Origin of the sequence: Variovorax sp. AB1(2024) (assembly GCF_037482385.2) — a bacterium.
Classification (GTDB): domain Bacteria; phylum Pseudomonadota; class Gammaproteobacteria; order Burkholderiales; family Burkholderiaceae_C; genus Variovorax.
Genome location: NZ_JBBHKP020000001.1, coordinates 835,438 through 857,286, shown reverse-complemented (window position 1 = coordinate 857,286; position 21,849 = coordinate 835,438). Strand labels below are relative to the sequence as shown.

17 protein-coding genes are annotated in these 21,849 nt (G+C 68.2%); 7 read left to right on the top strand and 10 right to left on the bottom strand.

Annotation, left to right across the window (positions count from 1 at the left end):
- Positions 1-4: 4 nt before the first annotated feature.
- Positions 5-796 (bottom strand): DUF72 domain-containing protein, encoded by a 792-nt coding sequence (locus WIX39_RS04150; protein WP_106936298.1) that lies wholly within the window; start codon positions 794-796, stop codon positions 5-7.
- Between the two features lie 92 nt (positions 797-888).
- Between WIX39_RS04150 and WIX39_RS04145 the strand changes: the two genes are divergently transcribed.
- Positions 889-2,400 (top strand): M20 family metallopeptidase, encoded by a 1,512-nt coding sequence (locus WIX39_RS04145; RefSeq protein ID WP_106936299.1) that lies wholly within the window; start codon positions 889-891, stop codon positions 2,398-2,400.
- The gene (locus tag WIX39_RS04140; RefSeq protein WP_106936300.1) at positions 2,397-3,254 is read left to right on the top strand and encodes an alpha/beta hydrolase; all 858 of its coding nucleotides are present in this window, start codon (positions 2,397-2,399) and stop codon (positions 3,252-3,254) included. Before WIX39_RS04145 ends, WIX39_RS04140 begins: the two co-directional genes overlap by 4 nt.
- Here WIX39_RS04140 and WIX39_RS04135 read toward each other — a convergent pair.
- The 5 genes from WIX39_RS04135 to WIX39_RS04115 form a co-directional block, all read right to left on the bottom strand.
- Positions 3,226-6,075: a DUF4132 domain-containing protein gene (locus WIX39_RS04135; protein WP_409194571.1), complete on the bottom strand. Its 2,850-nt coding sequence runs from the start codon at positions 6,073-6,075 to the stop codon at positions 3,226-3,228. The genes WIX39_RS04140 and WIX39_RS04135 overlap by 29 nt on opposite strands.
- Before the next feature lie 190 nt (positions 6,076-6,265).
- Positions 6,266-6,727 carry a YidB family protein gene (locus WIX39_RS04130; protein ID WP_081268219.1) on the bottom strand — a complete coding sequence of 154 codons (462 nt, stop codon included), beginning with the start codon at positions 6,725-6,727 and terminating at the stop codon, positions 6,266-6,268.
- A 102-nt stretch (positions 6,728-6,829) separates the two neighbouring features.
- Positions 6,830-8,185: a M20/M25/M40 family metallo-hydrolase gene (locus WIX39_RS04125; protein WP_106936302.1), complete on the bottom strand. Its 1,356-nt coding sequence runs from the start codon at positions 8,183-8,185 to the stop codon at positions 6,830-6,832.
- Positions 8,186-8,268: 83 nt separating this feature from the next.
- A complete protein-coding gene (locus WIX39_RS04120; RefSeq protein ID WP_106936303.1) occupies positions 8,269-9,006 on the bottom strand; it encodes a 16S rRNA (uracil(1498)-N(3))-methyltransferase in 738 nt (245 codons plus the stop codon).
- A 69-nt stretch (positions 9,007-9,075) separates the two neighbouring features.
- Entirely contained in the window at positions 9,076-10,254 is a 1,179-nt protein-coding gene (locus WIX39_RS04115; protein WP_106936304.1) for an aminoglycoside phosphotransferase family protein, read from the bottom strand.
- 237 nt (positions 10,255-10,491) lie between these two features.
- Here WIX39_RS04115 and WIX39_RS04110 point away from each other — a divergent pair, with 237 nt between their 5' ends.
- The 3 genes from WIX39_RS04110 to rsmA are packed head-to-tail and all read left to right on the top strand — an operon-like array spanning position 10,492 to position 15,276.
- Positions 10,492-13,086: an LPS-assembly protein LptD gene (locus tag WIX39_RS04110; protein ID WP_106936305.1), complete on the top strand. Its 2,595-nt coding sequence runs from the start codon at positions 10,492-10,494 to the stop codon at positions 13,084-13,086.
- Positions 13,087-13,106: 20 nt separating this feature from the next.
- Complete coding sequence (locus WIX39_RS04105) at positions 13,107-14,507, top strand: peptidylprolyl isomerase (RefSeq protein ID WP_409194570.1); 1,401 nt, start codon at positions 13,107-13,109, stop codon at positions 14,505-14,507.
- Between the two features lie 4 nt (positions 14,508-14,511).
- Entirely contained in the window at positions 14,512-15,276 is a 765-nt protein-coding gene (gene rsmA, locus WIX39_RS04100) for a 16S rRNA (adenine(1518)-N(6)/adenine(1519)-N(6))-dimethyltransferase RsmA (RefSeq protein ID WP_081268224.1), read from the top strand.
- 58 nt (positions 15,277-15,334) lie between these two features.
- Here the strand turns inward: rsmA and WIX39_RS04095 are convergent, their stop codons facing one another.
- The 4 genes from WIX39_RS04095 to WIX39_RS04080 form a co-directional block, all read right to left on the bottom strand.
- A complete protein-coding gene (locus tag WIX39_RS04095) occupies positions 15,335-15,484 on the bottom strand; it encodes a hypothetical protein (protein WP_155742519.1) in 150 nt (49 codons plus the stop codon).
- Positions 15,485-15,561: 77 nt separating this feature from the next.
- Entirely contained in the window at positions 15,562-15,987 is a 426-nt protein-coding gene (locus tag WIX39_RS04090; RefSeq protein WP_086011111.1) for a barstar family protein, read from the bottom strand.
- A 50-nt stretch (positions 15,988-16,037) separates the two neighbouring features.
- Positions 16,038-16,451 (bottom strand): ribonuclease domain-containing protein, encoded by a 414-nt coding sequence (locus WIX39_RS04085; protein ID WP_081268225.1) that lies wholly within the window; start codon positions 16,449-16,451, stop codon positions 16,038-16,040.
- 181 nt (positions 16,452-16,632) lie between these two features.
- A complete protein-coding gene (locus tag WIX39_RS04080) occupies positions 16,633-18,981 on the bottom strand; it encodes an NADP-dependent malic enzyme (RefSeq protein WP_106936308.1) in 2,349 nt (782 codons plus the stop codon).
- Positions 18,982-19,161: 180 nt separating this feature from the next.
- Here WIX39_RS04080 and WIX39_RS04075 point away from each other — a divergent pair, with 180 nt between their 5' ends.
- Positions 19,162-20,211: an SPFH domain-containing protein gene (locus tag WIX39_RS04075; protein ID WP_081268227.1), complete on the top strand. Its 1,050-nt coding sequence runs from the start codon at positions 19,162-19,164 to the stop codon at positions 20,209-20,211.
- 124 nt (positions 20,212-20,335) lie between these two features.
- A complete protein-coding gene (locus WIX39_RS04070; protein WP_409194569.1) occupies positions 20,336-21,826 on the top strand; it encodes a DUF4178 domain-containing protein in 1,491 nt (496 codons plus the stop codon).
- The last annotated feature ends 23 nt before the right edge of the window (positions 21,827-21,849 follow it).

The following is a 21,849-nucleotide window of genomic DNA, read 5'->3' as shown; positions in this document are numbered from 1 at the left end:
TCATTCAGGCCGCCGGCGGCTCCCATCCCAGGCGCTCCAGCAGGGCACCGGCCGCGGCCGGTGCCTTTTCCTTCGCGCCGTTGATGAAGTAGACGAACACGTCGCGCTTCTTCGGTGACACGGCCCAGCCCTGCGCGCGCTCGGCCCAGGTGTCCAGCGCCTTCGGCGCATAGCCGGCCTTGAGCTTGGCGTTGGCCATCATGAGCCGCGCATAGGCGAAGTCGCCCTCGGGCTCCTCGAACGACGGAAACTTCTCGGCGTCGGTGAACACCGTCGACACCTTGTGCTTCTTCGCGAGCGCCTTGTACGCGGGCACCATGAAGCTCTCGTGGCGCACGTCCATCACGTGGCGCAGCACGCGGCTGCCTTCCTTCTTCGGCAGCAGCGAGAGGAAGGCCTCGAAGTCTTCCGCGTCGAACTGCTTGGTCGGCATGAACTGCCACACGATCGGCCCGAGCTTGTCGCCCAGCTCGGCCACGCCGCTGTCGATGAAGCGCTTGATCGAGTCGCCCGCGCCGGACAGCAGCTTGCGGTTGGTCGCGAAGCGCGAGGCCTTGAGCGAGAACATGAAGTCGGCCGGCGTGTCGTCGTGCCACTTGCGGAAGGTCTCGGGCTTGAAGGTGCTGTAGTAGGTGCCGTTGATCTCGATGGAGCTGACCTTGCGGCTCGCGTAGTTCAACTCTTTCGCGTGCGCGAGCCCCTTGGGGTAGAAGTTGTCGCGCCAGGGTTCGTAGGTCCAGCCGCCAATACCCACCTTGATATCTACCTTGATCCGAGTCGATGCTGACTTGCTCACATGGCCTCCGGTTTTGAGATCGCCCGCACTCTACGCGCGCTCGCCTCAAGGCGCAAAATGCATCTTTTCGTCCACCCGCGGAGAACCCACCGATGAACGCCCCCCTGCACCGCGAAATGCCCGCCGGCACGCTCGACGCCGAACGTGCCCTGTCCGACGTCACCGCCCGATGGGACGGCGACATCGTCCGCCAACTCACCGACTACATCGCCATCCCCGCCAAGTCGCCCGGCTTCGACAAGGACTGGTCGGCCAACGGCTACCTCGAAACCGTGCTGCGCAACGCGGCCGCCTGGGTCGAGGCGCAGAAGGTCGAGGGCCTGAAGCTGGAGATCGTGCGGCTCGAGGGCCGCACCCCGGTGCTGTTCTTCGAAGTCCCTGCCACGGGCACCGACATGGACGAGACCGTGCTCATGTACGGCCACCTCGACAAGCAGCCCGAGTTCACCGGCTGGCGCAACGACCTCGGCCCCTGGACGCCCAAGTACGAGAACGGCCTGCTCTACGGCCGCGGCGGCGCCGACGACGGCTATGCGGTGTACGCCAGCATCGCCGCGCTGCAGGCGCTCAAGGCCCAGGGCGCGGCGCATCCGCGCATCGTCGGCCTGATCGAGACCTGCGAGGAAAGCGGCTCCTACGACCTGCTGCCCTACGTCGACGCGCTGCGTCCGCGCCTGGGCAACGTCGAACTGGTGATCTGCCTCGATTCGGGCGCCGGCAACTACGACCAGCTCTGGCTCACCACCTCGCTGCGCGGCATGGCCAGCGGCACGCTCAAGGTCGAGGTGCTGACCGAAGGCATCCACTCGGGCGATGCCTCGGGCCTCGTGCCCTCGAGCTTCCGCATCATGCGGCAGGTGCTCGACCGCCTCGAGGACAGCGCCACCGGCCGCCTGCTGCCCGCGAGCTTCCACTGCGAAGTGCCGCCCGACCGGCTGGCGCAGGCCAAGGCCACCGCCGCCATCCTGGGCGACGAGGTCTACAAGCGCTTCCCGTGGGCGCACTACGACTGCGGCGGCTCGACCATGTTCGCGCTGCCCACCACCACCGACCCGGTCGAGGCCCTGCTCAACCGCACCTGGAAGCCCACGCTGTCGGTCACCGGCGCCGAAGGCTTTCCGGCGCTGAAGGACGCGGGCAACGTGCTGCGCCCCTACACCGCCTTCAAGCTCTCGCTGCGCCTGCCGCCGCTGGTGGATGCGGCCGAGACGGTGCAGACGCTCAAGGCGCTGCTCGAGGACAACGCGCCCTACCAGGCCCGCGTGACCTTCGAGAGCGGCGGCGGCGCCACCGGCTGGAACGCACCGACCATCACGCCGTGGTTCGAGGATGCGCTCAACAAGGCCTCGCGCGCGCACTTCGGCGCGTCGTGCGGCTACATCGGCCAGGGCGGCACCATTCCGCTGATGAACATGCTCAGCGCCGGCTTCCCGAAGGCGCAGATGATGGTCTGCGGCGTGCTCGGCCCCAAGAGCAACGCGCACGGCCCGAACGAGTTCCTGCACGTGCCGTACGCGAAGAAGCTCACGGCCGCCGTGGCCGAGGTGATCGCGGCGCTGCCGGCTGCGCACCGCGCCGCCGCATCGGAGCCGGTGGCGGCTTGAACGACCCCGCGCTGCCTCTGCCGCAGCGCGTGTCGCTGTCCACGCCGGACGGCGAGACGCTCGCCCTGCGCCGCCTGCCGGCGCCCGGGCCGGCGCGCGCCGTGATCGTCGTGGTCCACGGGCTCGGCGAGCATGCGGGCCGCTACCACGCGCTGGCGGAATGCCTGCACGAATGGGGCTTCGCGGTGTGGGCGCACGACCACCACGGGCACGGCGAATCGACCGGTGCGCGCGGCGGCCTGCCGAGCGAACTGCGGCTGGTCGACGACCTCGCGCTGGTGGTCGACGATGCGCGCCGACTGAACCCCGGGCTGCCGCTGGTGCTGCTGGGGCACAGCCTGGGCGGGCTGGTCACGGCGAGCCTGGTGGCGCGCGGGGTGCGGCCGGTCGACGGGCTGGTGCTGTCATCGCCGGGGCTCGACCCCGGCCTGAGCGGCTTCCAGAAGGCACTGCTCGCGGTGCTGCCGCGCATTGCGCCGAACCTGCGCGTGGGCAACGGCCTGGACGACAACTATCTCTCGCACGACACGGCTGTGGTGCAGGCCTACCGCGACGATCCGCTCACGCACGACCGCATCGGCAGCCGGCTCGCGCGCTTCCTGGTGTACGAGGGCGCGACGGTGCAGCAGCGCGCCGCCAACTGGCCCGTGCCCACGTTGCTGCTCTACGCGGGCGACGACCGCCTCGTGAGGCCGTCGGCCAGCCGGGCCTTCGCCGCGGCCGCGGCGGGCGGCAAGGTCGAGGCGCATTGCTTCGACACGCTGTACCACGAGATCTTCAACGAGATCGAAGCCGAGCCGGTCTTCGCTGCCCTGCAGCGCTGGCTCAACCAGCGCTTTCCGCCGCGGGCCTGACGGCACGCTGCAGGTCGCGCTCGACCTCGCTGAAATCGACCGGCGACAAGTCGCCCAGCATGCTGCCGTCGGCGCCGTCGAGCGCCACGGACTGCACGGTCTGCAGCTCGGCGCCGTCGGGGCTGTCCTGCACGAACCAGCCGACGGCCAGCCGCAGTCGGATGCGGCGCCCGCCGGGCACGGGCTTGCCGAAGCTGCCGACCATGCCGCCTTCGCCCACCTCGCGCATCCAGCCGCGCTGTTCCAGGCCCAGCAGCGCACCGTTCGACACCTGGCGGCCGGCCCAGTGCGGGATGTCGCGGCGCGCGCGCAGCGATTCGTCGCGCGCGAAGGTCTGGCGCGCCAGTTGCTCGAAGGGCTGCGCAATGCCGTGGCCGGCCAGCACGCCGGCCCAGGCGGCGGCCAGCGCCGGGTCGAGCCCCGCGATCTCCAGCGGATGCGGGATGCCGATGCGTGCGTTGTCGGCGAGCATGACCGGAGCGCCGTGCAGATCGCTCAGCTCGCCCTCGGCGCCGACGCGGAAGGTGCCGGCCAGCCGGTTCGACGCATCGAACAGGCCCCACACCAGCGACCGGCTGAAGACGCGCAGCACCGGGTGGTTGGCGAAGAAGGGCAGGAATTCGGCGGGCGCCCATCGGCGCCGCGCGCACATGGCGGCTTCGAGGCGCCGCAGCTGCGCGGCGGCCACCGCCTTGGCGAGCTTGCGCAGGTCTTTCAGCTGATTGGCCGCGGCCTGGGCCTTGCCCGCGTCGTCGTTCGCGCCGGGCTTGGGCAGGGTCTTGAGCATCTTGCCGGCGCGGTTGTGCACCACCGGCTCGAAGTCGTGGTCCATGCGTATCTCGAAGCTGCGCGGGCCGAAGTCGAGCGTGAGCCGCGCGCGGCTGTCCAGGCCCAGGTCGGGCACGGTGCGGTCGGCCAGCTGGTCGAGGCTCAGGCCGCGCTGCTCGGCCACCTCGCCCAGCATGCGGTCGGCGCGGGTGCGCAGGTCGTCATGGCGGGTCTGGCGCGAGAGTTCGGCCAGGTGCATCAGGGCGGCGTCGCTGCCGATCTCGCCGAGCATCGCCATCGCGTCGTAGGCGCGCACGCGGTCGAGCGCGGCACGCCATTGGCGCAGCAGGCCGTAGAGCTGGCGCGCGGTCTCGCCGTCGCCCAGGCGGCCCTGCAGCGCGAACATCCAGCGCTCCTTGGCGGGCCGGCCGTTGCCGATCCACCAGGCCAGCAGCGCACGGCCGAAGCGTGCGAGCGAGTCGGGCGTGAGCGCCTCCAGCAGGCTGGCCAGCCCCGGATAGGGCATGTCGGGCTTGCCGAGCATCATCGCCATCAGCACGTCGGGGACGGCGGCCTGCGGCAGCGCCTGGCCGCCCTGTCGGAGGATCAGCCGGGGCAGCGCGGCCAGCGGCAGGGTCTTCGGCAGCACGGGCAGGCTGTCGGGCAGCAGGTCTTCGGGGGCGATGGCCAGCAGCTGCGCCACGGCGTCGGCGGCCTCGGGGCCGTAGGCGGCGGCCTGGTCGCGCACTGCGTCGGCGTGGCCGGCACCGTGCAGCCAGCGCAGCGCGGCCTGCGCGGCTTCATGCGCGGCGCCGGGCTCGCCCAGCGCGATGGGCACGAGGCCGCGAGCGGCCGCATCCGGGTAGCGGGCCAGCCACTCGCCCGCCTCCTGGCGGACCCAGCGGTTGGTGTGGAAGCCCCTGGCGATCCAGCCCGCGAGCGGGTCCCACTCGACGACGGCGGCCAGCTCGAACATCGCGCGCGAGCCCTGCTTGAGCACGCGCTGCAGCCCCGGCAGCGCGGCGGCGCCGAACGCATGCAGGATGGGGCGCACGCGCGAGACGTCGTCCATGTAGTGGGTGGGCGCCGGCCCGTGCGTGAACACCGCGACGGCCAGCGGCTGCGGCAGCAGCCAGAGGTATTCGGCGGCGCCCCAGCGCGCGTCGGGCAGCGGGCCGAAGTCTTCCGGCCCGACCGCCCTGCCGTTCACCAGGACGTCGTCGATCAGCTCCGGGCGCAGGCCCAGCATCCACAGGGCCTTGTGCGCGTTGCCGCCTTCGCGCACATGCGCCGGCGCGTCGGGCTGGTGGCGGGTGAACTCGCCTGCCCATTCGTCGGCGCGCTCGCGCGAGACGCGGACCTCGCGCGCCAGCCAGCCGGACACGTCGCCCGTGGCCTGCAGGTACTGCGGCGGCTGCAGGTTCTGCCAGTGCAGCGACGCGGCCGGCGGCAGGGGCTGCAGCGCCAGGACGGGAATGACGGGCAGCGCCTGCCGGTTCTTCCAGGGCGGGCGCTTGAGCAGCGCGGGCCAGGCGGCCGACGGCGCTTCGGCCACGCCGCCGGAGCCGTCTTCCTGCAGGCGCGCGAGCGTGTCGCGCTGGCTTTCGTCGCAGGCGGCTTCGAGCGGGGCTTGCCAGTCGGGGTTGGCTGCCAGCAGTTCCAGGATCAGCGCGGCACCGGCCTGGTGGCGCGCGGGGTTCGCCGACAGCAGCTCGCGCAGCACGAACAGCGCCCAGCGCGCCGCCTGCTTGACGAGCGCGTTCTTGCAGTCGATCTGCTTGACCTGCGCCACGAAGAAGCGGACCACGGCCTCGTCCTGGATGGCCAGCAGGTCGGCCACTTCTTCCTTGTGCGGAGACGGCTCGAAGAACAGCTCGGCCGCGCCTGCGCCGTGCATCTCCAGCATGCGCAGCCGGGCCGCGCGCGGCGGGTAGAAGCTGGAACGGTGGCGGCGGAAGAAGTCGAGGCTGTCGGCCAGGCTGCGCTCATCGGACAGCAGGCCGCCGCAATGGCCGCATGGCCGGTCGTTGAACTGCGCAAGCGCCTCGCGCATGCTCTTGGACCACCGGACGGTGCCATCGGGCCGCGCTTGCCAACCCTCTACCTTCGATTTGCCACCGCCCGCCATGCCGTCTTACCTCGAATTGATGCGAGCGGCATTGTCGGCCAAGGCCGCTGGGGCGGAAAAAGGGCGAAAAAAAGCGCCCTTGCGGGCGCCGAGTCCGGAGACGGCAGTCTCTCTTTCAGGACTGCTTGCCTTGCAACAGGCCGCTGAGCGAGCCCAGCAGGTCTTCATGGTTGCCGAGCCCTTGCTCCGGCACCTTGCCGTGCGGCGTGAGCTGGTCGATCAGGGCCGGCAGCATGGTGGCGAGCATCGGCAGCAGCGTTTGCGCATTGATGCCCAGCCTGGAAGCGATGTTCGCGATGGTGTCGCTGCCCAGCGCGTTCTGCAGCTGGTCGCCCGTCACCGGCTGGTTCTCTCCCTTGCCGATCCAGGAGCCGATGACGTTGCCGAGGCCAGCCTGCTCGAATTTCGAGACCAGCCCGCCAATGCCGCCCTGCGCTCCGTTGTTGGCGAGCAGGCCGCCCAGTGCACCGGCAAGTCCGCCGAGATCGCCCAGCCCTCCGAGGCCGCCGCCTTGTTGCGGCTGCTGCTGCGCAGCGCCCCCCAGCACTTGACCGAGTACCGAATCGAGCAATCCCATGGCCGTTTCCTTGTTGTGTGACAGAACCGGTGAGCATTGTTAAATGCCGCGGACCCTGAGCTGGAAGCTGCACTTTCACTTTCGAACTGGCAGCGTGACAAATTACTTGGTACGCACCGCCCGTTTGGGCAGCAGCGCGGGGCTGACCCCCTGAACGCCCACCAGCCCCAGCACGGTGGCGAGCGAATTCTGCGCCCCTTTCCATGCATCCGTCATGTCAATGGACTCGCTCAGCGAATGGAATCCCGACGCCTTGCCGCCCCCGCCGATGATGATGGCCGGGATGCCCAGCGAGATCGGCACGTTGGCGTCGGTGCTGCCGCCGCGCAGCGGCGTCCTGTGGCCGAAGGCCGCGTTCGAGCGCACCGCGGCCTCGACGATGACCGAGTCGGGCGGCGTGCGGCCGCCGGGGCGATCGCCGATGAGCTTGACGCTCGCGCTCAGCGTGCTCACGTTCCAGCGCTTGTTTTCCTCCGCCACGGCTTCGTCGACGGCCGCGAGGATCTTCTTCTCGGTCTCCAGCAGCGAGGCCATGTCGTCGGAGCGGATGTCGATGGCCATGCGCGCATCGGGCGCGATGGTGTTCACCGAGGTGCCGCCGCCCACCGTGCCGACCGTGAACGTGGTCTTGGGAAAGCTCGGCGTGCGCACGTCGGCGATCTTTGCGATGGCGCGGCCCATGCCGTGGATGGCGCTCGGCACCTGGCCGAACGCGCCGAAGCTGTGGCCGCCCGGGCCCTGGAACGTGACCTCCCAGCGGTGGCTCGCGGTGCCCAATATCAGCACGCTGCCCGGCGCAGAGGGCTCCAGCCCCACCATGCCGTCGATGTCGAGGTGGTCGCGGAAGATCGCCTTCATGCCGCGCAGGTTGCCCAGTTCTTCCTCGCCGACGTTGGCGACGAACATCAGGTCGCCAACGGTCTGGATCCTGTTGTCGTTCAGCACCTTGAGCCACGACAGCAGCACGGCCAGGCCGCGCGTGTCGTCCGCGATGCCGGGGGCGTGGAGCCGGCCTTCGTGCTCCTTCACCTTCACGTCGGTGCCGGCGGGGAACACGGTGTCGAGGTGGGCCGAGACCAGCAGCACCGGCCCGTTGCCCGTGCCCTTGCGCAGGCCGACCACGTTGCCCTCGGCATCGATCTTCGCGTGCGGCAGGCCCAGCGCCTTCATGCGGGCGAGGAAGGCTTCGGCGCGCTTGTGCTCCTTGAAGGGCGGGGCCTCGATTTCGGTGAGCGCCTTCAGGTCATCGATCGAGCGCTCGTGGTCGGCCTTCACCGCATCCATCAGCTTCTGGATGCGGGGCGAGGCCATCAGCTGGGCATAGGCTTTGTCGACCTCGGGGCCGACCACCACCTGCGCCTGCACGGCGGGCGGATTTTGGGCCAGGGCGCCCTGCGCCGCACAGAGGGCGGCAAGCGCTAGAAAAACGGGACGCAGCGCGCGGGACGGGCGGGGCATGGAAGCAAAAATCCTTCTTTTGTCTTAAAGAAGTAACGATTGTTCCCAAAGTGCTCGGCGTTCGCCTCGCGGAAAACACCGCCTCAATCGGATGAAAGTCCGGCGAGCGACACCAATGCGGCGAGCGCCGCCGTCTCGGCGCGCAGCACGCGCGAACCGAGGGTGATGGGCGCGAAGCCCCGGGCGATGGCTTCCTGTTCCTCGGCGCCGCTCAGGCCGCCTTCGGGGCCGCTGAGCACCAGGACGCCCCGGCCGCCGCCGGCCGGAACCGAGGCGATCCCGCGAGTGCCGTCGGCGAGGCTCAGCACGAGGCGCTCGGCGGCATCGGCGTCCGGCTGCCGTTGCGCGCCGATCCAGGCTGAGAACGCCTGCACCGGATGGATCACAGGCACCCGGTTGCGGCCGCACTGCTCGCAGGCGGCGACGGCGATCGCCTCCCAGTGCGCGCGCTTCTTCTCGGCGCGCTCGCCCGACAGGCGCAGCACGCCGTGGGCGGTGGCCAGCGGCTGGATGCTCGACACGCCCAGTTCGGTGGCCTTCTCGACCAGCCAGTCCATGCGCTCGTTGGCCGGCATGCCGACCGCGAGGTGCACAGCGCGCGATGCTTCCCGCTCCACCGGCTGGTGGGCGCCGACCGTCACCGCGACGTCGCTGCGGCCCATGCGCTCGACGGTGGCCGCGTATTCGCCGCCCGCACCGTCGAACAGCGTGAGCGCGTCGCCGGGCTGCATCCGCAGCACCTGCACATGGCGCGCGGCGCCCGGCGGCAGCGCCAGGCTGGTGCCGGCGCTCAGCGGCACGGAACAGTAAAAACGCGGCATGCTATGGAATCGATAGCTGCGAACGGCCGTTGCGCGGGCGTCACAGGATGGTGCTTTTTCAGTTTTCCTTCAGACACGGCCGTAGGCGAAGCCGGTGATGGCCGAAGTGCCCTCGATTTCGTCGATCACCCGCACCAGCGGCGTCAGTTCCATGTAGCGGCCGGCGGTGGCGCGGATGTAGGCGATGAAGCGCGGCGTGTCCGCCAGGTAGCGGGGCTTGCCGTCGCGCAGCGTGATGCGCGCGAAGATGCCGGCCACCTTCAAATGGCGCTGCAGCCCCATCCATTCGACGGCCCGATAGAAGGCGCCGAAGTCTTCGTCGACCGGCAGGCCGGCCTTGCGCGCGGCGACCCAGTAGCGGATGGTGATGTCGAGCACGAACTCCTCGTCCCAGCTGAGGAAGGCGTCGCGCATCAGGCTGGCGATGTCGTAGGTGATGGGGCCGTAGACCGCATCCTGGAAGTCGAGCACGCCGAGCCTGGGTCCCGAGCCGCCGCCGGGCCGCCCCAAGGCGGCGAGCGCCCCCTCGGGGGGCAGCGAGGACACGCCAGTGCCGAGCGTGGGGGCCACATTCACCATGAGGTTGCGCGGCATGAAGTCGCGGTGCACATAGACGCTGGGCGACGCGAGGTTGCTGTCGACGATCAGCTTGAAGCTGCGCTCCAGGCGCTCCTTGAGCTTGCCCTCGACGGCGATGCCGCGGTGGCGGCCGATGTACCACTCGGGGAACAGGGCGAGTTCGCGCTCCAGCAGCGCCCGGTCATAGGGCGGCAGCACGCCGGGTTTCGAGGCCAGCTGCCAGCGGATGAGCGCGTCGATCGCCTCGTCGTAGAGCGGGCGGCTTGCGTCGGGGCGGGCGGGGTCGAGCACGTCCAGCATGGTCTGGCGGCCCAGGTCGTCGAGCAGCAGGAAGCCGTGGGGCCGGTCCCATTCGAGCACCGTGGGGGCGAGCACGCCGGCCTCGGCCATCAGCTTCGCCACCTGCACGAAGGGGTCGCTGTTTTCCTTGTCCGGCGGTGCGTCCATCACGATGCGCGTGGGCGCGGCCGGATCGGTGGTGTCGATGCGGAAGTAGCGCCGGAAACTCGCGTCCACCGAGGCCAGCCGGACCGTGTCCGGCAACAGGCGCTGGGCGGAGGCGATGCCGTGCAGCCAGCCCTGGAACACTTCGGCCCGTTTCGGATCCGTCCAGGGAATGGGCTCGGCGGGACTTGGGGCCAATGGGGCCGGGGTCGGGGGTGCTGTCATGGATAATCGATTCTACAAATCCGCCTGGCGCGGCAACCACGCTTGGCCGGCTTCCGGCCGAAGCGGGTTGCCGCCGGCACCTGCAACCCGCCGGCCTGCCGCGCCGTCTCCCCCGACGATCCTTCGTTCCGAACCGATGCCTACGACCCAACGCCCTCACGCTTGGCACCTTGTGCGCTCGCTGCCCTCCGCCGGAGAGTCGCGGGCTTTCCTCGGAACGGCCGGGCGGGAGGCGTGATGCGCCGACGCACCACGCTGCCTCGCCCGCGGCGCGCCAGCCCGCCGCTGCCGCTGGCCGTGCTGTCCCTGGCGCTGTTCCAGGCGCAGGGCGCTTCCGCCCAGCAGGCCCCCAGCCTGGACGGGCCGCTCACGCTCAAGCGCACGCCGCTGCTGACGGAAACCATTCCCCCCAACGAGCGCGGCCAGCTGCCCAGCCTGGTCACCGGCGACCGCATTTCCGGCCGCCCCGACCTGGAAACCGTGGTCGAGGGCAACGCCACGCTGCGCCGCGGCGCGCTCGGCATCACCGCCGACCGCCTCGAGTACTACCAGCCCAACGACCTGGCCAAGGCCACCGGCAACGTGCGGGTCAACCAGGGCGGCAACGTCTACGAAGGGCCCGAGCTGCAGCTCAAGCTCGAGACCTTCGAGGGCTTCTTCAACAACGTGCGCTACCAGTTCCTCGCGAACGAGGCGCACGGCGAGGCGCAGCGCATCGACTTCGTCGACGCCAACGTGTCGGTGGCCCGCCAGGCCACCTACACCACCTGCCGCCGCGAAGACTTCCCCGGCTGGATGCCGGCCTGGCTGCTGACCGCGACCACGCTGACCACCGACACCGAGGAGAACGAGGGCGTCGCCAAGAACGCGCGCCTGAGCTTCATGGGCATCACCACGCCGCCCATTCCCAGCGTGAGCTTTCCGCTGTCCAGCGAGCGCAAGAGCGGCCTGCTGCCGCCAACCGTCGGCATCGACAACACCAACGGCATCGAGATCTCGCAGCCGTACTACTGGAACATCGCGCCCAACCGCGACGCGACGATCACGTCGACGATCATGAGCAAGCGCGGCGTCGATTTCAGCAACGAATTCCGCTACCTCGAGAAGGACTACAAGGGCACCGTCCGCCTCGACTTCATGGGCAGCGACCGGCTGGTGGGCCAGCGCTACAACGAACTGCGCAGCAGCCAGCTGCAGCAGCTCATCAGCGGGCAGATCCAGCCGCAGAACCTGGCGCTCGGCAACGGTCCGGGCAGCACCCGGCGCTGGGGCCTCTGGGCCACCCACCACCAGGACTTCGACGCCAAGGCGCTCGGCCTGGATTCGCTGTCGGCCAACATCAGCATCAACCGCGTGAGCGACAACGACTACTGGCGCGACTTCACGCGCACGCCGTCGCTTGCGCAGCGCCAGTTGCCCAACGACGCCTCGCTCAACTGGGCCAAGGGCGACTGGAGCGGCGGCATCCGCGCGCTGCAGTACCAGAACCTGCAGTACAACCTGTCGCCGATCACGCCGGCCTACGACCGGATGCCGCAGATCACCGCCAACTACAACAAGTACGACTGGCACGGCTTCGACGTATCGCTCAACCTCGACTACACGCACTTCCGGGTCAACACGATCCTGAACGGCCAGCCGGGCTACGACGCCAACCAGCAGTCGCAGCCCGATGGCGACCGTGCCATGGCCGTCGCCTCGATCAGCCGGCCCTTCATCACGCCGAGCTCCTTCGTCATTCCGAAGCTGATGCTGAACGCGGCCACCTACAACTACTACCTGCCGCAGACGGACATTCCCAAGCTCACCGTCAACGGCACGCAGTACGTGGGCGGCATCCCCTACAACCCGAACTCGCTGTATTTCTACCCGACCTCCAGCACCCGGACGGTGCCGACCTTCAGCCTCGACAGCGGCCTGATCTTCGAGCGCGACGCCAGCTACTTCGGCCGCGCCTTCCGCCAGACGCTGGAGCCGCGCGCCTACTACGTCTACACGCCGTACCGCAACCAGAACATGCTGCCGAACTACGATTCGGCAGCCAACGACTTCAGCTTCGCGACCATCTACACCGAGAACGCGTTCTCCGGCGGCGACCGGGTCTCGGACACGAATGCGCTCACGCTCGGCGTGACCTCGCGCCTGATCGATCCGTCCACCGGCGTCGAGGCGGCGCGCTTCGGCATCGCGCAGCGCCTGCGCTTCAGCAACCAGAACGTCGTGCTGCCCGGCGGCACGCCGGTGACCGACCGCGCGAGCGACCTGCTGGTCGGCGGCCAGATCAACTGGACGCCGAAGTGGAGCGTGGACACCCTCGTCCAGTACAACCCCGACACGCGCAAGTCCGAGCGCTCCGCCATCAGCGCCCGCTACAACCCCGAGCCGTATCACAACCTCAGTGCCGCCTTCCGCTACCAGGCGCCGAGCACGCCCACCGCAACCGACGGCAGCAAGTCGTTCGACGTGGGCTGGCAGTGGCCGATCAACGACCTGTGGGGCGACAAGGGCAAGAACCTGGGCCCCGGCAAGGGCCAGGGCGGCGGACGCTGGTATGCGGTCGGCCGCCTCAACTACGACCTGGACGGCAAGAAGATCACCGACGGCGTGCTCGGCTTCGAGTACGACGGCTGCTGCTGGATCGGCCGCGTGGTGCTCCAGCGCACCACGACAGGCCTGGTGACGGCGAACACCCGCATCATGTTCCAGCTCGAATTCATCGGCTTCTCCAGCATCGGCTCCAGCCCGATGCAGGCGCTGCGGCAGAACATCCAGCGCTATGAACCCTTGCGCCAACCTGGCGAAGCGCCCAGCCGCTTCACCAACTACGACTGAGACGACTGACTGAGCACGCCATGAAACACTTCCGTTCCATCATCACACTTGGCTGCCTTGCAGCGATGGCCGCAGCGGCGGGCGCGCAAGGCTTCCACTCCGGCATCACGGACATCATGCGCGCCGGCCCGCGCCTGGGCCCGCCGGCGGCCCGCCCCGCGGCGCCCGCCAACACCGCGCCGGTGCAGCGCTCCGCCGAATTCATCGTCGCGCTGGTCAACTCGGAGCCGATCACCAACACCGAGGTGCTGACGCGGGTGGACCGGCTCATCAAGGAAAACCCGGACGCCGAGCGCGTGCCGCGCAACGAACTCACGCGGCTCGTGCTCGAGCGCCTGATTTCCGAGCGCGCCCAGCTGCAGCTGGCCAAGGAAAACGGCATCAAGGTCGACGACGTGGCGATCGACCAGGCCGAGCAGACGGTCGCGCGCCAGAACGAAATCAGCCTGACCGAGCTGCGCCGCCGCGTGATCGCCGAAGGCCTCACGCAAGCGGAGTTCCGCCGCGACCTGCGCGACCAGCTGCTGCTCACGCGGCTGCGCGACCGCGAGGTCGAGTCGAAGGTCAAGATCAGCGATGCCGAGGCCGACGAATACCTGATCGACCAGCGCAACCAGGCCGTCAAGAACGCGGCGCTGCAGAACCTGAACCTGGCGCAGGTGCTCGTCGCCGTGCCCGAGAACGCCACCGACTCCCAGGTGGCCGCGGCCCAGAAGAAGGCGCAGGACATCGCCCAGCGCGCCCGCGCCGGCGAAGACTTCGCCAAACTGGTGCGCGAGAACTCCGATGCACCCGACCGCGCCAACGGCGGCGCCATCGGCATGCGCAGCGCCGACCGCTATCCGCCGCTGTTCGTCGACGCCACGCAATCGACGGCGGTGAACGGCATTGCCGGGCCGGTGCGTTCGAGCGCCGGCTTCCATGTGCTCAAGGTGCTCGCCAAGGCCCAGATCGGCTCGGGCGACGCGACCGTGACCCAGACGCAGGTGCGCCACATCCTGCTGCTCAACGATCCCAAGCGCACCACGGCGCAGGCGGTCGCGCAGCTGGCCGAATTCAAGCGCCGGGTGCAGGCCGGCACGGCCGACTTCGCCGGGCTGGCCCGCGACAACTCGCAGGACGCCAGCGCCAAGGACGGCGGCGAGCTCGGCTGGTCGCGCCCCGGGCAGTTCGTGCCCGAGTTCGAGGAAGCCATGGACCGCCTCGCGCCGGGCGAGATCAGCGATCCGGTGGTGTCGCGCTTCGGCGTGCACCTGATCCAGGTGGAAGGCCGCCGCGACGCCAAGCTCAGTCAGTCCGAGCAGCGCGAAGCCGCGCGCGCCGCGCTGCGCGAAAAGCGTGTCGAGGAAGCATTCTCCACCTGGGTGCAGGAAGTGCGCGCCCGCGCCTACGTCGAATACCGCGATCCGCCGCAGTCCTGATCTGATGGCACATATCGCCAGGAAGCGGTTCGGACAGCATTTCCTGTCCGACGGGGGAATCATCGATGCGATCGTGCGCGAGATCGCGCCGCAGCCCGGCGATGCCATGGTCGAGATCGGACCGGGGCTTGCCGCGCTGACGCAGCCGCTGGTCGAGCGGCTGGGCCGCCTGACGGTGATCGAGCTCGACCGCGACCTCGCCAAGCGGCTGCGCGAGCACGCCCAGCTCGAGGTGATCGAGTCCGATGTGCTGAAGGTCGACTTCGCGGCGCTGGCCGAACGGTTTCCCGGCAAGCCGCTGCGCGTGGTGGGCAACCTGCCCTACAACATCTCCACACCCATCCTTTTCCACCTTCTGGGCTATGCCCACCTGGTGGCCGACCAGCATTTCATGCTGCAGAAGGAAGTGATCGACCGCATGGTGGCGAAGCCCGCCACATCGGACTACAGCCGCCTGAGCGTGATGCTGCAGTGGCGCTACAAGATGGAAGACGTGCTGTTCGTGCCGCCCGAGAGCTTCGATCCGCCGCCGCGCGTGGACAGCGCCGTGGTGCGGATGGTGCCGCTGGCCACGCCGCCGGCGGTCGATGCCGCGCGGCTGGGCGAGATCGTGCAGGTGGCTTTCAGCCAGCGCCGCAAGCTGCTGCGCCATACGCTGGGCAAGTGGCTGCAGGAACACGGCTTCGAGGGCGAGTTCGATGTCCAGCGGCGGGCCGAGGAAGTGCCCGTCGACGAATACGTCGCCCTGGCCCAGGCCGTCGCCCCATGAAAAAAGCCCGCTGAGCGGGCTTTTTCAATTGGGCTGATGCGCTGCCCGTCGCTCGTATTTAAGCGGCGGCGAGCCAGTAACCCGCATTGAAGGGGCTGCTCATGCGCAGGGCAAGCGGCGAAACGTCGACCAGTTTGTCGGTCGGCATTTTTTCGCCGGCCGGCTCGGTGCTGGCGGCGGCCGCTGCGGTTGCGGAGGTGTTGTTCACGTCGATGCCATCGAGGGTTTCAGCGTTCGGCTGAGCCTCGTTCGCCCGTTCTGCTTGGCTGGTGGATGCAGAACGGGCTACAGAAAAGAATAGAAGCAGCGGAACGGGACCTTGCGGTCGCCCCAGTAGTCCGAGGCGTCGCGGAAGATGTCGAGCAGTTGCTCGCGCGCTTCCTTGTCGAACTTGGCGTTGGCCGGGATCTGCTCCAGCACAATGACGAAACCTGGCTGCGGGCCCGATTTATGCAACGGGTCGGTCATGCAGTCGTACAGCGCGTCGAAGTTCTTCCCGAAGTGGGCCGGGAACGTGAACTGCTGTGCGATCAGGTCGAGCACGTCCTGCTTGGTCTGGGCGTTGCCCAGGTTCGCATACAAGAAGTGCTGGCCGGCTGCGTTGGCAGCGTCCTGCAGGTCGTTCACGCGGAACGCGCGGATCGATTGCACGATGTTCGGGCGTACGGCACGAAGGGATAAGGTCATCTCCGCTGGTCTTTCCATAGTCATCATCATTTCTTCGGGGCGCTTTGGTGCGCCGCTCAGGTCGTTTTCATCGCTCATGGTGCAATCCGTCTGAAACTCGCATAGTGGTCCGCCGTGTACCAGCAGGCTTCGGGCGCCGTGCGCTGCTCACCGCCACAGACGATCCGCCGTGCACCACGGTTGCGCGCGCCGGGCGTCTGCACCGTGTACTCGCGGTAGTGGCCGCGGCGTGCCGCTGGCAGGAGGCGTTCGCGGTTGCCAAATACAACGCCGTCCTTCTCATAACGAAACGGGCCGCCGCTGAGGATTGCCTGATAGGTCTGCTGTCCTTGCACCGGCAATTCGGACAGTGCAATCGTTTCCTCGGCGGGCGTTTTTCCTGCGCCGAACCAACCTCGGGCCTCGGCCCCCGTCGTCAACGCCGCCAGCAACAGGCTGGTGAGCGCAAACTTTGTGACAGAGGACGTGATCGAGGCGTAAGCCGCCATGGGGCACCACAAGAAAAGAGCGGGGGGTTCGAATTGGCGATCAACCTCGGGGTTAACCCGCAAATTCAAGCCCGCGAGTGTGCACCACGCTGGCGAAAATAGCAAGCGACTGCCCAAAGTTTGAGCAGTCGCGGGGGCATCGAATGGCGTTTTAAGTTGGCGGCCACTCTCGCCAAACAGCCTATCTTTCGGCGTTTGCGTCAGCCACTGTCAAGGCTGTCATGTTCACGATGCGGCGAACGGTCGCGCTGGCCGTGAGAATGTGCACAGGTTTGGCCGCGCCGAGCAGAACCGGCCCGATCGCGATGTTGCCGCCCGCCGCCGTCTTGAGCAGGTTGTACGAAATATTCGCTGCGTCGATGTTTGGGAAAACCAACAGGTTGGCGTCTCCCGCCAGCGCGCTGTGCGGCATGACGACCGCGCGCTGCTTGCTGTCCAGCGCCACGTCGCCGTGCATTTCGCCGTCCACCTCGAGCCAGGGGGCCTGCACGCGCAGCAGTTCGAGCGTCTTGCGCATCTTGATGGCGCTGGGCTCGTTGCTGGTGCCGAAATTGGAGTGCGACAGCAGCGCCGCCTTCGGCTTCAGGCCGAAGCGCATCATTTCCTCGGCCGCCATCGTCGTGATCTCGGCCAGTTCCTCGGGCGAGGGGTCGTAGTTGACGTGCGTGTCGACCAGGAACACCTGGCGGTCGGGCAGCAGCAGGCCGTTCATGCAGGCGTACACCGGCACGTCCTGCGGGGTGCTCTGGCAGCCGCCGGGGCGCTTGCCGATCACCTGGTCGATGTAGTGCAGGTGGATCAGCGTGGTGCCCCAGGTGCCGCAGATCATGCCGTCGACCTCGTCCTTGTGCAGCAGCATCGCGCCGATCAGCGTGAGGCGGCGGCGCATCTCGATCTTGGCGGTCTGCACCGTCTGGCCCTTGCGCTCGGTCATGCGGTGGTAGGTCTGCCAGAAGTCGCGGTAGCGGTGGTCCTGCTCGACGTTGACGATGTCGTAGTCCAGCTCTTCCTTCAGCCGCAGGCCGAATTTCTCGATGCGCTGGGCGATGATGGCCGGGCGGCCGATCAGCGTCGGGCGGGCGATGCCTTCGTCGACCACGATCTGCGCGGCGCGCAGCACGCGCTCTTCCTCGCCTTCGCAGTAGGCCACGCGCTTCTTGGCGGCACGGCGGGCCGTTTCGAAGATCGGCTTCATCGTGGTGCCCGAGGCATAGACGAAGCTCTGCAGCTTGTCGCGGTAGGCGTCCATGTCCTTGATGGGACGCGTGGCCACGCCGCTTTCCTCCGCCGCCTTGGCCACGGCCGGCGCGATCTTCATCATCAGGCGCGGGTCGAAGGGCTTCGGAATCAGGTATTCGGGGCCGAACGACAGCTTTTCACCGACGTAGGCGGCAGCAACGCGCTCGCTCTGCTCGGCCTGCGCCAGGTCCGCAATGGCGTGCACCGCGGCGATTTCCATCTCGTCGGTGATCGTGGTCGCGCCCGAGTCGAGCGCGCCGCGGAAGATGTACGGGAAGCACAGGACGTTGTTGACCTGGTTCGGGTAGTCGGTGCGGCCGGTGGCCATGATCACGTCGTCGCGCACCGCATGGGCGTCTTCGGGCGAGATCTCGGGGTTCGGGTTCGCCAGCGCGAAGATCACCGGCTTGGCGGCCATCTTGGCCACCATTTCGGGCTTCAGCACGCCGCCGGCCGACAGGCCCAGGAACACGTCGGCGCCGGCAATGACCTCCGACAGCTTGCGCGCGTCGGTCTTCTGCATGTATTGGCGCTTGTCGTCGTCCATCAGCTCGGTACGGCCTTCATAGACCACGCCGGCCAGGTCGGTCACGAACACGTTCTCGCGCTTCAGGCCGACCTTGAGCAGCAGGTTCAGGCAGGCCAGCGCCGCGGCGCCCGCGCCCGAGGTCACCAGCTTCACGTCGGCGATGTTCTTGCCCGCCACTTTCAGGCCGTTGACCATGGCCGCCGCCACCGTGATGGCCGTGCCGTGCTGGTCGTCGTGGAAGACCGGGATCTTCATGCGCTTGCGCAGCTCGCGCTCCACGTAGAAGCAGTCCGGTGCCTTGATGTCTTCCAGGTTGATGGCGCCGAAGGTCGGCTCCAGCGACGCGATGATGTCCACCAGCTTGGCCGGGTCCTTCTCGTCGATTTCGATGTCGAACACGTCGACGCCCGCGAATTTCTTGAAGAGAACGCCCTTGCCTTCCATCACCGGCTTGGACGCCAGCGGGCCGATGTCGCCCAGGCCCAGCACGGCGGTGCCGTTGCTGATGACGGCCACGAGGTTGCCGCGGGAGGTGTACTTGAAGGCGTTGGCCGGGTCCTTGACGATTTCCTCGCAGGGGGCGGCCACGCCGGGCGAGTAGGCCAGCGACAGGTCGCGCTGGTTGACCATCTGCTTGGTCGCCGCGATGGCGATCTTGCCGGGGACGGGAAACTCGTGGTACTCGAGGGCGGCACGGCGCAACTCGGCGCGTTTGTCTTCGGGCGTGGGAGTCGATGAGGTCGAAGGGGTCGAATCGGACATGTGCCTGTAGCTCCTGGTGGCGCTTCTTCTGGGGGCGCCGATTGTAGACCTCGCGTCATTGGCGCCCTACGCCGGATGGCCTGTGCGGCCCATGACCAAAGACACGGCTGCGCGGTCAAATCGGTGTGGCAATATGCACAGTTCGGACAAAAACCTGAAAACACCTGAAGAGGAGCGACCATGGCCCTGATGGATTTCATCAAGAAACAGTTCATCGACATCATCCAGTGGACCGAGACCGGCGACGGCACGCTGGCCTGGCGCTTCCCGATGGCGGAGATGGAAATCCAGAACGGGGCATCGCTCACCGTTCGCGAATCCCAGGTGGCGGTTTTCGTCAACGAAGGCAAGGTGGCCGACGTGTTCGGCCCCGGCATGTACAAGCTCACGACGCAGACGCTGCCCGTGCTCACGTACCTGAAGAACTGGGACAAGCTCTTCGAATCCCCCTTCAAGAGCGACGTCTACTTTTTCAGCACCCGCCAGCAGGTCGACCAGAAGTGGGGCACGCCCCAGCCGATCACCATCCGCGACAAGGACTTCGGCGCCGTGCGCCTGCGGGCCTTCGGCAACTACAGCTTCCGCATCGGCGACGCCAAGCTGTTCCACACCGAGATCTCCGGCACGCGCGACATCTACAGCGTGGCCGACCTCGACGGCCAGCTGCGCGGGCTGGTGCTGCAGAACATCAGCAACGCCATCGCTTCCAGCGGCGTGCCCTTCCTCGACCTGGCGGCCAACCAGATCCAGTTCGCGCAGGCGCTGGCCGCGCAGCTGGTGCCCGAATTCGAGAAGATCGGCATCAAGCTCGAGAACATCACGGTCCAGAACGTCTCGCTGCCCGAAGAGCTGCAGAAGATCCTCGACCAGAAGATCGGCATGGGCATGGTCGGCAACGACATGGGCAAGTTCATGCAGTACCAGACGGCGCAGGCCATCCCCAAGTTCGCCGAGGGCGCGGCCAACGGCGGCGGCATTGCCGGCGACGCGATGGGCCTGGGCGCCGGCGTGGCGCTCGGCCAGGTGCTGGCGCAGAACCTCGCGCAGGGCCTGAGCCCCAACGCGGCCGCCCAGGCCGCGGCGACCCAGCAGCAGCCTGCCGTGGCCGTGGTGAGCCCCACCGACGTGATGACCACGCTCGAGAAGCTCGGCGAACTCAAGACCAAGGGCATCCTCACGCAGGAAGAGTTCGACGCCAAGAAGGCCGAGTTGCTCAAGAAGCTGGTCTAACCCGCAGGCTTCGCGCACTTCGTGTCGCTACTCCTTCCCCCTTGCAGGGGGCGATACCTGCGGCCCGGCATAGCCGGTTCCGCGGTATCTCCCGCCTCGTTCGCCGTGTCTTCAGCATCGCTTCATGGCTGAGGAAACCGGCAACCAACGCTACTACCGCGCGCCCTGCCCCGGCTGCGGCGCGCCGGTCGAATTCCGCTCGGCGCAATCGACGCATGCGGTCTGCCCGTACTGCCAGAGCACGGTCGTGCGCCAGGGCGACACGCTCGCGCGCACCGGCAAGATGGCCGAGCTGTTCGACGACTTCAGCCCGCTGCAGCTGTTTGCCGCCGGCCGCATCCAGGACAAGCCGTTCACGCTGATCGGCCGGCTGCAATACACCTACCCGGGCGGGCGCTGGACCGAATGGATCGCCGCGCTCGACGGCGACCGCACCGGCGTGCTCAGCGAGGACAACGGCGCCTACGTCTTCGCGCTGCCCTTCGACCTGCAGCGCGCCGCGCCGCCCTGGAACGAGCTGCGCGTGGGCGCGACCACCGCCTTCGCCGGCCAGAGCTACACCGTCACCTCGAACGAGCAGGTGGCGCTGACTTCCGCGCAGGGCGAGCTGCCGCACCTGCCCGAACTCGGCCGCTCCTTCGCGATGGTCGAGCTGCGCAACGACAAGGGGCTGGTGCTCAGCATCGACTACGGCACCGCCACGCCCACCGCCTACCTCGGCCGCTCGGTTCAGCTCGACGACCTGCAGCTCACCGGCCTGCGCGAGGAATCAGCCAAGGACGAGAAGGGCCGCAGCTTCAACTGTCCCAACTGTGGTTCGCCCGTCACCGTCAACCTGGCGGACAGCAAAAGCATCACCTGCCGTTCGTGCAACAGCATCATCGACCTGACGCAGGGCATCGGCGGTGAGCTCAAGCATGCGACGCAGGACGAGCCCGTGCGCCCGCTCATCGCGCTCGGCAGCATGGGCCAGCTGCAGGGTGCGCAGTGGCAGGTGGTCGGCTTCCAGCACCGCATGGGCACCGAGCCCGGCGACGACGAACAGTTCGGCTGGGACGAGTACCTGCTCTACAACAAGAAGCGCGGCTTCAGCTTCCTGGTCGACGCGGAAGACGGCTGGAGCATGGTCAAGCCGACCACCGGCGCCCCGGTGATGGCCGAGAACGGCAGCACCGCCACCTACCTCAACAAGCGCTACCAGCAGCAGTACGCCTACAACGCCGAGACCACCTATGTGGCGGGCGAGTTCTACTGGCAGGTCGAGCGCGGGCAGAAGACCTTCAACCGCGACTTCGCCAGCGGCCCCGCGCTGCTCTCGATGGAGCGCTCGGCCAACGAGCTCACCTGGTCTTCGGGCATCAAGCTCGACAGCGGCGTGGTGGCCACCGCCTTCAAGCTCGACGCCAAGAAGGACATGTTCAAGCGCGCCGACGCGCTGCCCGTGAGCGCGGCGGCGTCGAAGATGGGCTGCGGCACGATCATCATCATCATCGTCGTGATCATCATCCTGCTGATCATCCTGAGCACCTGCAGCAGCAGTGGCGGTTCGTCGAGCGGCTACCGCAGCTCGGGCGGCTCCTACGGCGGCTACTCGAGTGGCGGCGGGCACAAATGACGAGGAAGATGCGCATGACGCAC

Coding starts and splice junctions, on each gene's coding strand:
- WIX39_RS04145 (WP_106936299.1), top strand. CDS start 889: ATGAACGCCCCCCTGCACCGCGAAATGCCCGCCGGCACGCTCGACGCC.
- WIX39_RS04075 (WP_081268227.1), top strand. CDS start 19,162: ATGGCCCTGATGGATTTCATCAAGAAACAGTTCATCGACATCATCCAG.
- WIX39_RS04105 (WP_409194570.1), top strand. CDS start 13,107: ATGAAACACTTCCGTTCCATCATCACACTTGGCTGCCTTGCAGCGATG.
- WIX39_RS04125 (WP_106936302.1), bottom strand. CDS start 8,185: ATGCCCCGCCCGTCCCGCGCGCTGCGTCCCGTTTTTCTAGCGCTTGCC.
- WIX39_RS04110 (WP_106936305.1), top strand. CDS start 10,492: ATGCGCCGACGCACCACGCTGCCTCGCCCGCGGCGCGCCAGCCCGCCG.
- rsmA (WP_081268224.1), top strand. CDS start 14,512: ATGGCACATATCGCCAGGAAGCGGTTCGGACAGCATTTCCTGTCCGAC.
- WIX39_RS04130 (WP_081268219.1), bottom strand. CDS start 6,727: ATGGGATTGCTCGATTCGGTACTCGGTCAAGTGCTGGGGGGCGCTGCG.
- WIX39_RS04135 (WP_409194571.1), bottom strand. CDS start 6,075: ATGCGCGAGGCGCTTGCGCAGTTCAACGACCGGCCATGCGGCCATTGC.
- WIX39_RS04085 (WP_081268225.1), bottom strand. CDS start 16,451: ATGGCGGCTTACGCCTCGATCACGTCCTCTGTCACAAAGTTTGCGCTC.
- WIX39_RS04090 (WP_086011111.1), bottom strand. CDS start 15,987: ATGACTATGGAAAGACCAGCGGAGATGACCTTATCCCTTCGTGCCGTA.
- WIX39_RS04070 (WP_409194569.1), top strand. CDS start 20,336: ATGGCTGAGGAAACCGGCAACCAACGCTACTACCGCGCGCCCTGCCCC.
- WIX39_RS04115 (WP_106936304.1), bottom strand. CDS start 10,254: ATGACAGCACCCCCGACCCCGGCCCCATTGGCCCCAAGTCCCGCCGAG.
- WIX39_RS04080 (WP_106936308.1), bottom strand. CDS start 18,981: ATGTCCGATTCGACCCCTTCGACCTCATCGACTCCCACGCCCGAAGAC.
- WIX39_RS04120 (WP_106936303.1), bottom strand. CDS start 9,006: ATGCCGCGTTTTTACTGTTCCGTGCCGCTGAGCGCCGGCACCAGCCTG.